The 14,262-nt window shown below is 50.8% G+C and carries 13 protein-coding genes; 9 read left to right on the forward strand and 4 right to left on the reverse strand.

Annotated elements, in window-relative coordinates:
- Positions 1-32 precede the first annotated feature (32 nt).
- The gene (locus tag PQG66_RS20490) at positions 33-701 is read right to left on the reverse strand and encodes an S-layer homology domain-containing protein (protein ID WP_272039661.1); all 669 of its coding nucleotides are present in this window, start codon (positions 699-701) and stop codon (positions 33-35) included.
- Between the two features lie 121 nt (positions 702-822).
- Positions 823-1,734 carry an AraC family transcriptional regulator gene (locus PQG66_RS20495; protein WP_272039662.1) on the reverse strand — a complete coding sequence of 304 codons (912 nt, stop codon included), beginning with the start codon at positions 1,732-1,734 and terminating at the stop codon, positions 823-825.
- 214 nt (positions 1,735-1,948) lie between these two features.
- Here PQG66_RS20495 and PQG66_RS20500 point away from each other — a divergent pair, with 214 nt between their 5' ends.
- The 5 genes from PQG66_RS20500 (at position 1,949) to PQG66_RS20520 (ending at position 7,795) form a co-directional block, all read left to right on the forward strand.
- Positions 1,949-3,826 (forward strand): rhamnogalacturonan lyase, encoded by a 1,878-nt coding sequence (locus PQG66_RS20500; RefSeq protein ID WP_442955140.1) that lies wholly within the window; start codon positions 1,949-1,951, stop codon positions 3,824-3,826.
- Between the two features lie 485 nt (positions 3,827-4,311).
- Positions 4,312-5,397 carry a sulfate ABC transporter substrate-binding protein gene (locus PQG66_RS20505; RefSeq protein ID WP_272039663.1) on the forward strand — a complete coding sequence of 362 codons (1,086 nt, stop codon included), beginning with the start codon at positions 4,312-4,314 and terminating at the stop codon, positions 5,395-5,397.
- A 122-nt stretch (positions 5,398-5,519) separates the two neighbouring features.
- On the forward strand, positions 5,520-6,359 hold the full coding sequence (cysT, locus tag PQG66_RS20510) for a sulfate ABC transporter permease subunit CysT (RefSeq protein WP_272039760.1): 840 nt from the start codon (positions 5,520-5,522) through the stop codon (positions 6,357-6,359).
- A gap of 105 nt (positions 6,360-6,464) precedes the next feature.
- Positions 6,465-7,343: a sulfate ABC transporter permease subunit CysW gene (cysW, locus tag PQG66_RS20515; protein ID WP_272039664.1), complete on the forward strand. Its 879-nt coding sequence runs from the start codon at positions 6,465-6,467 to the stop codon at positions 7,341-7,343.
- Positions 7,344-7,555: 212 nt separating this feature from the next.
- Positions 7,556-7,795 (forward strand): YezD family protein, encoded by a 240-nt coding sequence (locus tag PQG66_RS20520; RefSeq protein WP_272039665.1) that lies wholly within the window; start codon positions 7,556-7,558, stop codon positions 7,793-7,795.
- Positions 7,796-8,078: 283 nt separating this feature from the next.
- On the opposite strand, the gene PQG66_RS20525 is transcribed toward PQG66_RS20520, so the two are convergent.
- Complete coding sequence (locus PQG66_RS20525; protein ID WP_272039666.1) at positions 8,079-8,999, reverse strand: hypothetical protein; 921 nt, start codon at positions 8,997-8,999, stop codon at positions 8,079-8,081.
- Here PQG66_RS20525 and PQG66_RS20530 point away from each other — a divergent pair.
- The 4 genes from PQG66_RS20530 (at position 8,991) to PQG66_RS20545 (ending at position 12,403) form a co-directional block, all read left to right on the forward strand.
- Positions 8,991-9,122 carry a hypothetical protein gene (locus tag PQG66_RS20530; RefSeq protein ID WP_272039667.1) on the forward strand — a complete coding sequence of 44 codons (132 nt, stop codon included), beginning with the start codon at positions 8,991-8,993 and terminating at the stop codon, positions 9,120-9,122. The genes PQG66_RS20525 and PQG66_RS20530 overlap by 9 nt on opposite strands.
- A gap of 126 nt (positions 9,123-9,248) precedes the next feature.
- Entirely contained in the window at positions 9,249-9,662 is a 414-nt protein-coding gene (locus PQG66_RS20535; RefSeq protein WP_272039668.1) for a GNAT family N-acetyltransferase, read from the forward strand.
- A 214-nt stretch (positions 9,663-9,876) separates the two neighbouring features.
- Complete coding sequence (locus tag PQG66_RS20540) at positions 9,877-10,509, forward strand: NAD(P)-dependent oxidoreductase (protein ID WP_272039669.1); 633 nt, start codon at positions 9,877-9,879, stop codon at positions 10,507-10,509.
- Positions 10,510-10,711: 202 nt separating this feature from the next.
- Entirely contained in the window at positions 10,712-12,403 is a 1,692-nt protein-coding gene (locus tag PQG66_RS20545; RefSeq protein WP_272039670.1) for an NAD(P)H-hydrate dehydratase, read from the forward strand.
- 188 nt (positions 12,404-12,591) lie between these two features.
- Here PQG66_RS20545 and PQG66_RS20550 read toward each other — a convergent pair whose 3' ends face one another.
- Positions 12,592-14,244, reverse strand: coding sequence for a methyl-accepting chemotaxis protein (locus tag PQG66_RS20550; protein ID WP_272039671.1), 1,653 nt, complete (start codon positions 14,242-14,244; stop codon positions 12,592-12,594).
- Between the last annotated feature and the right edge of the window lie 18 nt (positions 14,245-14,262).

Raw genomic sequence — 14,262 nt, forward strand, 5'->3', positions numbered from 1 at the left:
TTCGGTGTCTATACTTTAGCCTAAGGATAGTTCTACTTCTCCGGTGTTTCCGGAGTTTGCTCGGCATGGAACGATTCCATATGTTCGATTGCGTTGTACATCATCACCGCAGCTTCAGCGCGAGTAATGGTTTGCTTCGGATTGAACTGTCCGTTCGCATTCAGTGTGCTGATCTTCAGCACCAGGGAACGTTGCACTGCACCTTGGTACTCCGGCGTCAGCTCATTCTCGTCTGCCATGTCTACTGGCTTGATTTTGATCATAGGTAGACCGCCTTTGGCCTCAAGAGCTTGCATCAGGAACAACGTGTACTCTTCACGAGTAAGTGGCTTGGACGGATCAATATTTTGCGGCAGTTTGATGCTGTTGAACTGTGCACGGACGAAAGCATCACTGTACCAGACGCCATCTTTTACAGCGGAGAAATAATCACTCGGCACAGGCATTTTGATGAAACGAATAGCATCCAGGTTCAGATCCAGCCCGTCCACAATGAATTGAACACCTTGTGCGGTACTCAATTGTTCTTCTGGCTTGAACAAGCCGTCAGTGACTCCTTTGATGAATCCATCCTGATGGAGAGATTCGATCTTGTCTGCACCTGCAACGCTTTGAATATCAGTAAATTTAGAGGATGCAGCAAGAAGAGGACCTGCACTTATCGAGAGCGTGAGCAGTGTTCCTGCTGTGAAAGCAGCCATGTTTTTTTTCTTCATGTCGGTACGCCTCGCTTCTCCAGGGAGTCTGAATTCCCTTTGTATTAAAGTGATCTGCCCTATAGACGTCCGCTCTGTTCAAAAGGTTGCTGATATTCGGTTTAAACTAACCTTTGGATTGGTTTCGATAATCTGTCGGTGACCGTCCCATCATTTTGCTGAATAGCCTTGAAAAATAGTATGGATCACTGAATCCCAGTTCAGAACTGATCTGTTTAACGGTCCAGTCGGTAAAATCAAGATAACGGCAGGAATGCTGAATTTTGAGTCGCAAAAAATAGTCAATCGGTGAATGGCCCGTCACCTGTTTGAACACTTGTGAATAATGTGGAACGGACAAGCGTGCATGGGCCGCCAGTTCCTTGAGTGTGATTCCGCTCTCCAGATGTTCCAGCATATATTGTACAGACTGCTCTGCTGCTTGTTTGCTGCTCATCGCGGCGTGATCTGTTTCAACATTGTGAGACCCGTATGTAAGCAGTCCCAGCATATAACCGACAATCTGTGAGGCGAAGGTCATCGTTTGTAGAGAGTACCCAGTCTCCAGCGCACCGTAACATTCATGAAAAAGCTCCAGCCATCGCTGGACCTTCGCAGGTGGCATAGTTGAAATCTCTTGCGTTAACAACGAATCAATATATGCATGGGCATGTTCACCCCGCAGGTGAAACCAGAAGATACTCCAAGGTTCTTCGGTATTGGCACCATAGACATGAGGAACCTGAGCGGGCAAAATAATCAAGTTCCCTGGCTGCACCTTACAGGTTTTGCCGTGATCCAGAGCATACCAGCCTGAGCCTTGCGTACAGTACATGAGAATGTGCGAATCACATCCTTCTGGTCGATTGCGATAATGATGCTCCGCTTCATGAAAATAGCCAATGTCCGTGATATACAACCCCGACGTAATCGGGGAAGCTGCCGCTTCAAGCAACAGGGATTCGGGTAACACCATGATTTTTTGCTGGCGGAATCCGTCTGACTTACGTAACAGGGGTGGGCGATGTGTTGGTCTCATAGATCATATTATGGTGAGAGAGGAAATCAGAGTCAATCTTGTTTTGAACCAAAGGAAGTATTTTATTACTAAATAAGACCTATAGATGGAATTTTATGTTTAATTTAAAATGATTATATTAAAGCGCTTACATAAAAGAGTGATAAGTTATACTGCTTATCTTTAGATGCGCTACAGGACACTGGGCTTACCAATTCGATAGGGGAGGCTATGAATGATGTCACAATTATCGCTCTGGAAGCGCACATGGCGGGCCGCTAGCATAACACTGCTGGTTTCAGCGCTGTTTGTCACTTCACCCGGTTTGATTCACATGCCTGAAGCGCATGCAGCTGGTCCGAGGCAGATGGAATTTCTGGATCGCGGCGTGGTAGCGGTCAAGACGGGAAATGGTGTATTTGTCAGCTGGAGGCTACTCGGAACAGAGGGGTCCAATGTGACCTTCAATGTGTATCGGGATGGCGTGAAAGTAAATGCTTCGCCCATAACAGGCAGCACCAATCTTCAGGATACGGGCGGGACCAACAGTTCGAAATATACGGTTCGTGCTGTTGTTGGCGGGACAGAGCAGGCCCCTTCTGCGGCTGCAAGTGTGTGGGGCAGCAATTATCTAACCGTGCCGCTTCAAGTTCCAACAGGCGGTACGACACCGGATGGAGTAGCCTATACGTATAGTGCCAACGATGCCAGTGCAGGTGATCTGGACGGCGATGGTCAGTACGAATTGATTGTCAAATGGGACCCTTCTAACTCCAAGGATAATTCGCAGAGCGGTTATACTGGCGAAGTATTCATGGATGCATACAAATTAAATGGTACTCGGCTGTGGCGGATCAGTCTGGGCAAAAATATTCGCGCTGGTGCTCATTATACTCAGTTTATGGTGTACGATCTCGATGGAGACGGGAAGGCCGAGGTTGCGATGAAAACGGCGGACGGTACCCGCGATGGCACCGGCACGGTGATCGGGGATGGCAGCAAGGACTACCGAAACTCGAGCGGATATGTGTTATCCGGGCCCGAATTTCTGACCGTCTTCAACGGACAGACGGGGAAAGCGATGTCTACCGTAAATTATGAGCCCGCACGCGGCAATGTCTCCGATTGGGGAGACAATTACGGCAATCGGGTCGACCGCTTTCTCGCGGCCATTGCCTATCTGGACGGGGAGCGCCCAAGTCTGGTTATGGCTCGCGGCTATTATACGCGAAGTGTGCTGGTAGCTTATAACTGGCGGAATGGACAACTGACCAAGCAATGGACCTTTGACTCTAATACCTCAGGCAACTCAGGGTATGCCGGACAGGGGAATCATAATCTGAGTGTGGCGGATGTAGACGGGGATGGCAGGGACGAGATTGTTTATGGCGCAATGGCTGTTGACGATAACGGTAGAGGGCTGTATACGACTGGATTAAAACACGGCGATGCGATGCATCTGAGTGATCTGGACCCGGACCGCGCGGGGCTGGAGGTGTTTCAGGTTCATGAGACACCGTCCAATGCCGGGGTATCGTTCCGCGATGCAGGGACAGGACAGCTCATCTGGGGGGTCAAAACGACGAAAGATGTGGGACGCGGCATGGCGGCGGATATTGACCCAAGGTACAAAGGTGCTGAAGTGTGGGCAGACGGCAGTCTGTACACAGCCAAAGGACAGAAGCTGGGTTCAACCCTCCCTTCCTCTACGAACTTCGGTATCTGGTGGGACGGCGATCTGTTGCGTGAGCTGCTGGACAGCAACCGGATCGACAAATGGGACTATGCCAACAGCAAAACGATAAATCTGTTGACCGCTTCAGGCGTATCCTCTAATAATGGCACCAAATCGACGCCGAGTCTGCAGGCAGATCTCTTCGGAGACTGGCGCGAGGAAGTGGTGTGGCGCACGAGTGACAGCTCGGCCTTGCGAATCTACACAACCACTGCCCTTACAGACAAACGCATCTATACATTGATGCATGATCCGGTATACCGCCTTGGCATTGCTTGGCAAAATGTAGCCTACAACCAGCCGCCGCACACCGGCTTTTATCTGGGGGAAGGCATGAATCCGCCTCCGATGCCAAATATCCGGTACGCGGGCAGATAAGAGAAGGGCTGCATGTGGCAGCCCGGCTCAATGATGTGAATATGAGCAGCGAAGGTCTACACTTCGCGGAAGGGAACAACGGGCGAAGGTTCGTTGTTCCTCTTTTTTCAAAGGAACAGAATTTCGTTAAAAGTGAGAAAAAACGTTTGACAGCTATCTAGACTGCCTTTATTATACGTATATAACTTACTAAACAGGTAGGAATAATGTAATTGATTGAGGTTTTGTCAAATCAGTCATGACAGGCACAGCAGAGCAACACGATAGCCACTCGAACAGCATAACGTTCTCACCGTATAGACGGAGGAACACCACAGCGCATTTTACCGCATGAAGCATACACGGCCTTAGGTCGGCATGACTTGATGAAGGGGAGAGTGCGCAGGGGTTCCTCCGTCTCTTTGTTGTTCGGGTACAATTCGCGTTCTGCTGACCTGTAGCCTGTAGCTGATCATGCAAGTTTATATCGGGGGGAGTGTAAATTGATGAAGAAGAGAGTTCACAAAGGCATTTTGATTGGGCTGGCACTTGTGTTAACAGGGGTGCTGGCAGCTTGCGGATCAGATAAGGGCGGGCCTGGTGCATCAGGTGCAGCTACAGGAACAGGAACGGATACCAATAAGGAAGGCAGCAAAGCGGTTGAGCTGCTCAACGTCTCCTATGACCCGACCCGGGAACTGTACGAGGAATATAACAAGGCATTTGCCGCGCACTGGCTGAAAGAGAAGGACCAGGAAGTGACCATTAAACAATCTCACGGAGGTTCGGGTAAACAGAGTCGTTCCGTCATTGATGGATTGGATGCAGATGTGGTGACGCTGGCACTAGGTTATGATATCGATGCGATTGAAGATAAAGGTCTGATTAACGCAGGCTGGCAGGATAAATACGAGCATAATAGTTCACCATACACATCCACGATTGTGTTTCTGGTGCGCAAAGGTAATCCCAAAGGCATCAAGGACTGGGATGATCTGATCAAAGGAGATACACAGGTCATTACGCCGAATCCGAAGACATCAGGTGGAGCACGTTGGAACTATTTAGCGGCGTGGGGTTACGCCCTGAAGCATAACAATAACGACGAAGAGAAAGCAAAGCAGTTCGTGGCAGAGTTGTTTAAACATGCTCCCGTGCTTGACTCGGGTGCCCGTGGATCGACAACGACATTTGTAGAACGTGGTATTGGGGATGTACTGCTGGCTTGGGAGAACGAAGCATTCCTGTCAGTAAAAGAGTTAGGGCCTGACAAATTCGACATTGTCGTGCCTTCTGTTAGCATACTCGCTGAACCCCCTGTAGCGATCGTGGATAAAAATGTAGACAAAAAAGGGACACGTGATGTGGCAGATGCTTATCTCAAATACCTTTACAGCGAGGAAGGGCAGACCATTGCAGCGGAGAATTATTACCGTCCAACGCTGGAAAGTGTGAAGGACAAATTCAAGGATCAGTTTCCGCAGCTGGAGCTGTTTACGTTAAAAGATGTTTTCGGTTCTTGGCGGGATACCCAGGCCAAACACTTTAAAGATGGAGGCATCTTCGACCAGATCTATGTGCCAGGAAGCTAGACCCGGTTCTGCTCGGAATCTGTGATTGAACTGGAGAAGGAATGAAGAAGACAGGAAACACATATTGCGCTGTACGCGGCCAACCAGCCCAACCGGCTGAAGGCGGAGAGGATGAAATAGGCATGGGCAAGGTTATTGCGGCTCGGGGAAGGCAGACATTGCCGGGGTTCGGATTAACGATGGGGTACAGCGTGTTATATCTGAGTCTGGTGGTGCTGATTCCACTGACGGCACTGTTGTTCAATTCTACGGGATTAACCTGGACGACGATGGTGGAGGTGGCTACCAATCCAAGGGTGCTGGCTTCATTCCGGGTCAGTTTCCTAACGGCTGGAGCAGCGGCTTTGATCGACCTGTTCCTGGGCCTGCTCCTGGCTTGGGTGCTGGTTCGATATGAATTTCCCGGCAAACGATGGTTTGATGCCGTCATTGATCTTCCGTTTGCGCTGCCAACAGCAGTAGCTGGGGTAGCACTGACGGCAATCTATGCCGGAAACGGCTGGATCGGACAATTCGTAGAGCCCTTGGGTATTAAACTGGCTTACTCTCAAGTGGGGATTACTCTTGCGCTTATGTTTATCGGCATCCCCTTCGTCGTACGGACAGTACAGCCTGTGCTGGAGGAACTGGAGGCTGAGGTGGAAGAGGCAGCAGCAACGCTGGGGGCAGGGCGATGGCGGATATTCCGTGCCATTTTACTGCCGGATTTAATCCCGCCGCTGCTGACAGGGTTCGCACTAGCTTTCGCAAGAGGCATTGGTGAGTATGGGTCGGTTGTATTTATTTCGGGCAATATGCCGATGAAAACAGAAATCGCACCGTTGCTCATCATGGCGAAGCTGGAGCAGTTTGATTATGCGGGAGCTACTGCAGTCGCCTTGCTGCTCTTACTGATCTCCTTTATCCTGCTGCTTATTATCAATACCCTGCAACGCTGGAGCCGCAAGGCAGGGAGAGTCTAAGATGACCTCACATTCCGTCCGTGCGGCTTGCCCACTCGTGGCGGCCCGGATGGATTTATATAGCCACTCCGTGGCACACTCACCAAACTGAGGGAGGTGTATTTTATGGCGGGGTCTGTCCCACTACGGCCTGCTCGACCTGTTCGAATGGGTAGAAGTTCGAATCATGCAACAACAGAAGCGCCTTGGGTTAAATGGTTGTTGATTGGACTGGCAAGTCTCGTCCTGATCTGGTTGCTGATTCTGCCGCTGGCCATTGTACTAATGGAAGCGTTAAAGCAAGGCTGGGGTGTCTACATCGCTGCCCTGACCGAACCCGACGCTTGGTCTGCGCTGAAGCTGACACTGCTCGTTGCTGCAATTACAGTTCCGCTTAATACGATCTTTGGTGTGGCAGCGGCCTGGGTTATTACCAAATTCAATTTTAAAGGCAAAGGGCTGCTCATCACATTGATTGATCTTCCCTTTTCAATCTCACCTGTGGTTGGCGGTTTAATCTTTGTCCTGGTATTTGGCTCGAATGGATGGTTTGGCCCATGGCTGGCTGAACACGATATCAAAATCATTTTTGCACTTCCGGGAATTGTGATTGCAACGTTGTTTATTACCTTCCCTTTCGTGGCAAGGGAGCTTATTCCACTGATGGAGGATCAAGGTACGCGGGAAGAAGAAGCAGCTGTAACGCTGGGAGCTTCCGGGTGGCGCATCTTCTGGAGTGTAACACTGCCTAATATAAAATGGGGACTTCTCTACGGAATTATTTTGTGTAATGCACGTGCTATGGGGGAGTTTGGAGCGGTATCTGTTGTCTCCGGGCACATACGTGGAGAAACGAACACCTTGCCCCTACACGTCGAGATTCTATATAACGAATATCAGTTTTCGGCATCCTTTGCCGTTGCATCTTTGCTGCTAATTCTGGCTTTGGCTACGTTATTGCTCAAGAGCTGGCTTGGTCATAAAGCGGTTTTGGAAAAGGGGTAGGATGGACCAGGGAATTCAGGAGGACAGCCAAAAAAGAGGTTCTGTTCAGGATTAAAATATCAATTGACAGCTGCTGGAAGCCCTGATATTCTATAAACCAAGTATATAGGTTGGATAAGAATGGATTATAATTCACTTCATGGTATGCAGATGCGCACGGGATTTATACAGGATTATAACGGGTGGCAGCCCGAGAAGAGGAGGCGGCTCAAATGGCTAAGCCGTTAAAAGTGGATGAGGTATGGTTGAACCGAATTGCCGGGCAGTTGGATGACATGGAGTTTGGTTCATTGCACATCGTGGTACATGAAGGGCAGATTGTGCAGATGGAGCGGACTGAGCGCAAACGATTTGAAAATACGTCCTCAAGCAGTGCCTCCAAATCCAGTAATGTCGCTAGAAGCAGCTCTGCTCGTTCTGTTCGTGGATCAAACGCGAGTGCCAAAGGATAGGATTCTGATCTGAAGAGTATTCAGGGAACATGCGCATCGAAAACACACTAGAGTCGTGAGAAGTATGATCAGTAGTGAGTGGTGTATAATGATTTCGAATAATGAATAGGCTGTCCCCATCATCATGATGACTTAGGGACAGCCTTTTTTGTGTACTTCCGAGATCGTAGCGGAACAAAACGCTGCCTCCCTGGAATGACCGTTCTACTGGTAACAAACGTAACAGGAATCTACATCCGAATACATACTTTAGAATGCATACTTCACGTCTCTTCGTCTGCGACTAGTCAGAAGCGGATACAGATCTTCGAGGTGTCACAGGCGGAGAGAGATCCCCTGTAACAGAGTCATGTATCTGTGAAGCCGCATGGTTGCTGCTGCTGTTCTCATCCGCTTCTGCATGTCCGGCATATGGGCGCTCACTGCGAGAACGTGATCCGGTTAACCCGAATCCGGAGATCAACAGAATAAGTTGCAAGGCAAGAGCATAAGGGGCTGCTGCAAGTCCGATCACATGAAGCAGAGAGCATAGTGCAATCAGGAGCGCAAGCCATCTGACTAATGTACCTGATGTTCCCCGCTTAGGACTTGCCCAGAGCACATAACCGTATAGTATGGTGAGCATGAGAGAAATGGTCTGGAACCATGGCAACAGGCTGCCCCAAGTATCTACGGAAGTACCTGCGATCCTCTTGGTGTAAAACAGGTTGCCGATCAAAAGGGCAGTGGCTGCCAGTGCAGCCGGTTCAGCAGCAGGCCTGAGAATTCTCCAGATGGCATGCCCCCAGTGCACCGAATATGTACTCCGGTTTAGTTCGTCCGATAGAGCGGTACACTCCCGTTCGAGTGCTTTATGCATAAGGCCGAGCCGGGCGGTATCTTCATTTTTCACACAGTCACGAATCTGATCCTGAAGCTGTGGGGAGAGGCATGAGGCCGATTTACAGGCGTGCAATGCTTTTAACAACTCATGATGTTCCTCTGAAGATGCTTCATATTTTCGTTGTTCCCAAATGGTAAGTAGTCCCAAAAGCTCTGCGCTTATGTATAATGTATCTCGTATCCTCTGCATATGCCTTTCATGGCTGCGCCGAATTTCTGTGGCTGACCACAGATAAACGGCCAAGAGCAAGGCGATCACACCCAGATATATAAACGCAGCGTCAGGATGTGACGATAGGTTATCCGACCAACGTTGAAACACAACTTTTCCTCCTTTACAACCAACTTGACGTATCTGGAATATGCTTTACGCAAGCTTTCTCTCACTATTACACAGGAAGTAGATGAATTCAAGCAATTGAATCATGAGACGGAGCAGAAATGAGGAGGTTTTTTTGATAGTATACGTACGAAGACATAACGACAGATGCATGGATTTAAACATAATTAATGAGGAATACGAACTTGCTTCTGATTTTAATGGAGATTCTAGCAGAGAGGAGCGTAATGGATGGACGAGGTAAAGATTGAACATGCACCGCCGGCTGCGGTTGAATATTTGGCACTGCGGCAGATTGCCGGACTTAGTCCGATGAGCCGGGAGGGGGCTGAGATTGGCCTGCCGCGCAGTTTATTTGCAGTATGTTTACGAGAGGAAGATGTTCTGATTGGCATGGGACGTGTGATCGGAGATGGCGGCTGCTTCTTTCAAGTAGTCGATATTGCGGTACATCCCGATCAACAAGGGAAAGGCTACGGTAAACTGATCATGATCGAAATTATGAACTATTTACGTGAAGCTGTACCTGCGCGCGGCTTGGTTAGTTTGCTGGCAGATGTTCCTGCTGACCGTTTGTATGCTCAGTTTGGCTTTGAATATACAAGTCCGAAGTCAGAAGGCATGTGGTGGAGGCAAGGAGATTAGAACATGAGATATAAACCGTTAACCTTTGGATTACCAAAGGTTTTTCGGCATGATGAAAAGGAATCTGGGTGTAGAATAGGGATGATGATTCGAGTTTACAAGTGCTCGGTTCCGGTTTAAGATGACGTGAACCGTTTAAGGTATATAACAATAGGAAGTCGTATCACAATAACGGTAGTTATGAGTTGAGATCTATAGAAAAGAGGGAATTAATATGAAAGTAGCAATCTTTGGAGCAACCGGTGAGATTGGGAAGACAATCCTGTGGGAATTAATGGACCGCGGGCATGAGGTCACAGCAGTAGTTCGTACCCCGTCCAAAATCGAGATGGTGCATGAACGTCTGCGTGTAGAGCAGGGGGACGTGTTGAACCCGAATCAGGTAGCTGATTTTTCGGCTGGTCAAGATGCGGTAGTTAGTGCTTACGGACCGAAATTCGGTGAGGAAGAGGAATTGCTGGAAGTTACTCGATCACTGATTGAGGGCGTGCGCCGCGGGAAAGCAGGACGTCTGGTTGTTGTTGGCGGGGCAGGAAGTCTGATGACGGACACTGGTGAATTGCTTATGAATACACCTGGGTTTCCGGAGGAAGTGAAGCCACTTGCGCAGGCGCACGCGGATGCTTATGGGATTCTGAAAGAATCCAACATTGACTGGACTTTTATGAGCCCGGCGGCAACTATTACTACGGGAAGAAGAACCGGTCAATTCCGAATCGGTATGAACCGGGTCATTACAGACGATCTGGGTGAGAGCAGTATTTCTGTAGGTGATTTTGCAGCGGCTTTAGTGGATGAACTGGATGATCCGCAATTTATTCAAGCCCAATTCACCGTAGGGTATTAAGTATAAGCTGGTTTAACGGCACGAAGATACGGATGATGGTCAGATCGTAATCATGGATTTCGTGGCGAGCTTAGGGTGAAAAGTTGCTTGGCACAGGACGGGTACAATTCTAGACCGTGAATAACGAATCGCTTTAGGAGAGTCCTTGAGTACGATGGGGATGTAGATGGAATTCATACGTGGCGATCGGGAGGGATGAGTATTGTTTATCGTAACGGCTGAACAGATGCGTGCGGTGGACGAGCATACGATCCGGAAGCTTGGCATTCCTGCAGCGAGCTTGATGGAGAATGCGGGCAGGGCTATCGCCGAGGAAGTCATCAAGCTGTGCCGGGAACAAAGCGAAGGCGGAGAGCAGGGAGATGGCTTGCCTGATCATAGCCAGGCGAGAGATAACCCGGCGAGAACAGCGTGGCAGGCACATACGGGGCCCGGCGATCGCGCGAGCTACGGGGGCGACATCTCCGCCGATCCGGCGCTGGTGATGACGCATCCCGGTGATCAGCATTGGTACATGCTGATCGGCAAGGGCAATAATGGCGGAGACGGGCTGGTTGCGGCTCGCCATTTGGTTGAAGCGGGGCTTGGCGTAACGCTGGTCTACGCCGATGCCCCGGAGGCACTGCAGGGCGAAGCTGCAGTGCAGAGGGATGCCGCTGCGCAGCTCGGCATCCCTGCCGTTGTCCACGGGCGCGAAGCCGTGGACTTCAGCCGGTGCACAGGCATCGTTGATGCGCTGCTGGGCACCGGCTCGCGTGGGGCGCCGCGCGGAGCATATGCGGCGCTGATTCGGGCGGCGAACGACAGCGGTAAGCCGGTCGTGTCCGCCGATGTGCCAAGCGGGCTGAACGCCGACACCGGGGAGGTGTACGAGCCGTGTATTAACGCACGGGTGACCGTATGCCTGGCGCTGCTTAAGCGCGGGCTGGTACAGTACCCGGGTGCTTCTGCTGCAGGGCGCATTGTGGTGCGCGCCATCGGCATTCCCGCACGGCTGGCGCCGCAGCATGGTCCCTCTGTCCGTCTGCTGACAGAGGAGGTGCTGCGTGCAGCGCTGCGCATAGACACTGGCCGCCGCCGGGCACCTGACGGCCATAAGGGCACCTACGGCCATGTGTTGCTGGCCGCAGGGAGCTTGCCGATGAGCGGCGCAGGCCTGCTCTCGGCCAAAGCTGCGCTACGCGCAGGTTGCGGGCTCGCCACATGGGCGCTGCCCGCTGCACTGCTGCCGCATATGATCGGCAACGTGCCTGAGCTGATGCTCGCCCCTGTAGCCGATGGCGACAGCGGCGAATGGGACGCGGCTTCCGCCGCAGCGGTGCTGCGCCTTGCGGAGAGCCGCGACGTGCTTGCGACCGGCCCGGGCCTGGGCCGCTTCCAAGGCGACACCGACTGGCTGCGCCGTCTGTGGCAACAGACGGATCGTCCGCTTGTCCTCGACGCGGACGCCCTCAACATGTTGGCAGATGCAGGCCCAGATGGGCCAAGCACCTGGGGCCAGCGCAGTGCGGCGACTATTTTGACGCCGCACCCTGGGGAGATGGGCCGACTGCTCGGCATGTCGACCCCTGAGGTGCAGCGTGACCGAATCGGACACGCTGCACGGTACGCCCGCGAGCAGGGCGTGACCCTTGTGCTCAAAGGAGCACGAACGGTCATCGCAACGCCTTCCGGCGAGGCGTATATTAACACCACTGGCCACGCCGGCATGGCTACGGGTGGCGCAGGGGACGTGTTGACCGGCATCATTGCCGGTCTACTTGCCCAAGGACTGAGCGCGGAGCAAGCGGCCGCGTTCGGCGTCTACCTGCATGGGCAGGCTGCCGAACGAGCAGCACTCCTGCGCGGGGACCCTTCATCCCTACTGGCTGGAGATATGATCGAAGCACTGTAGGGATGGATATAGAGAGCGCTGAAGTATATAAATTTGAAGTATATAAATAAAGAGGGAGCCCCCAACCAATCGATGGTGTGGTAGGCTCCCTCTTCTTATTTGAGTTCAGATATGAACCTCTTATTCAATCAGTGCATCCATCCTGCATGATGAATCCTGCACAATCCAACATGCTTCTCCGCGTTTCCTTACAGACGGAAACGCTGGAGTTCCTGGTGCATTTCCGCACTGATATCACGCAACGACTTTACCTTCATACTCGATTCGGTGAAGGAGCGTTGCTGCTCCGCTGTGGAAGCAGTGATCTCTTGACTGCTGGCCGCAGACTGCTCGGTGATGGCACTAATGTTTTCGATAGCTTGCTGCACTTGGGAACTTAGTTGGCTGGAATGATCCATATCTTCAGCAAGCTTCTGGATCCCTACACTGATCCGCTCAACACTCTCGCGTATCGCCGAGAAGGATTGACGAGTCTGGCCCGTAGCTTGTTCCTGTTCACCAAAGAGCTGCATGCTTTGCGTCACAGAGTTTTTTACTTTTTCCATGGATTCTGTGATCTCATTAACCGCATCGTAGATATGTTTGACGGATTGAGCAGACTGCTCCGCGAGCTTGTTCACTTCTTCTGCTACAACGGCAAATCCGCGTCCGGCTTCTCCTGCACGTGCCGCCTCAATGGAGGCATTCAGAGAGAGGAGAGTGGTCTGTTTGGCGATTTCCGATACATATCCAGTCATTGTGGTGATGCGAGCTGTGCTTTCTTCCAGTTCCAGAACAGTCTGTTCCACTTCGGACATGGCACGGCGATTCACTTCAGCTAATCGCAACTGTTCTTCGATGGCGTTGTTGCCCTCTTCCACAGTCAATAATACTTCACGTCCAGCCGTGGCAGATTGTGAGGTGGCTTGCAAATTATCGTTGAATGTAGACTGCATGTTATCGACAACAATGACGGTTTCACTTAGATCCTCGGCAATCTTTTGACTACCAATAGACAACTCTTCTGTTGTACGAGATACCTGCTGCACGATCGCTTGTACCGTATCATTGCCGCGATCAATGTCTTGAGCCATCTGATCTACGCGCTGACCAGCTCCTTCAATGGAGCGAAGTATTCCGCGAATATTATTCGTCATTTGTCCAAAGGAGCGGCTTAGATCATCGAGTTCGTCTTTGCCACGAGGCTCTGGCAGTGTCTGTGTCAGGTCACCATTAGCGATGTGTCCTGCAGCTTCTTTAATCAGGCCAATGCGCTTGGCTATCTGACGTGAAGTGTACATATTAAACAGCATAACGGCGATGAATAAAAGCGCTGCACCACCAAGAGCAACCTGCCATGTCTGCTGAATGTTTTTCTCCAAATCTGAGGTGTATTTCGTGTATCGATCCTTAGTCAACTCATTCAGTGAATAAATGTCATTCTGTATACCAAGCACCCGCGCGCTGTAACGCTTTGCTTCTGTACTATCCATGTTGTTCATGGCTTCGGTAGCTCCCTGATCCAGAGCCTGCAGCTTCGTTTGGACCGTTTGCAAGAACTGCAATTCCTGGTCCGTTTCCAGCAAACCATTGGCAAGGTCCGTAACCATAGCTTGACCTTCTTTGAGTAGACGAAGTACGGCGTCCTGGTTACCTTCTGTCATTGAGAAAGAGTAGACATCGAGTGCTTGTTGAATCTGAATTTGATTCGAGTTCAGTTCGCTTACCTTGAGCATTGCAGGAACCAAGTTTTGATTTTTGGCATTCATACTGAGCAGTTCCATAATAATATAAGCAACCAGTGCAAGACATAGAAGTAGTGAGATCAGAGCATTGATAATAAGTTTCCCCTGTAATTTCATATGCGTACCTCCTCCAAC

The sequence above is a fragment of the Paenibacillus sp. JJ-100 genome (assembly GCF_948329825.1).
Taxonomy (GTDB): Bacteria; Bacillota; Bacilli; order Paenibacillales; family Paenibacillaceae; genus Paenibacillus.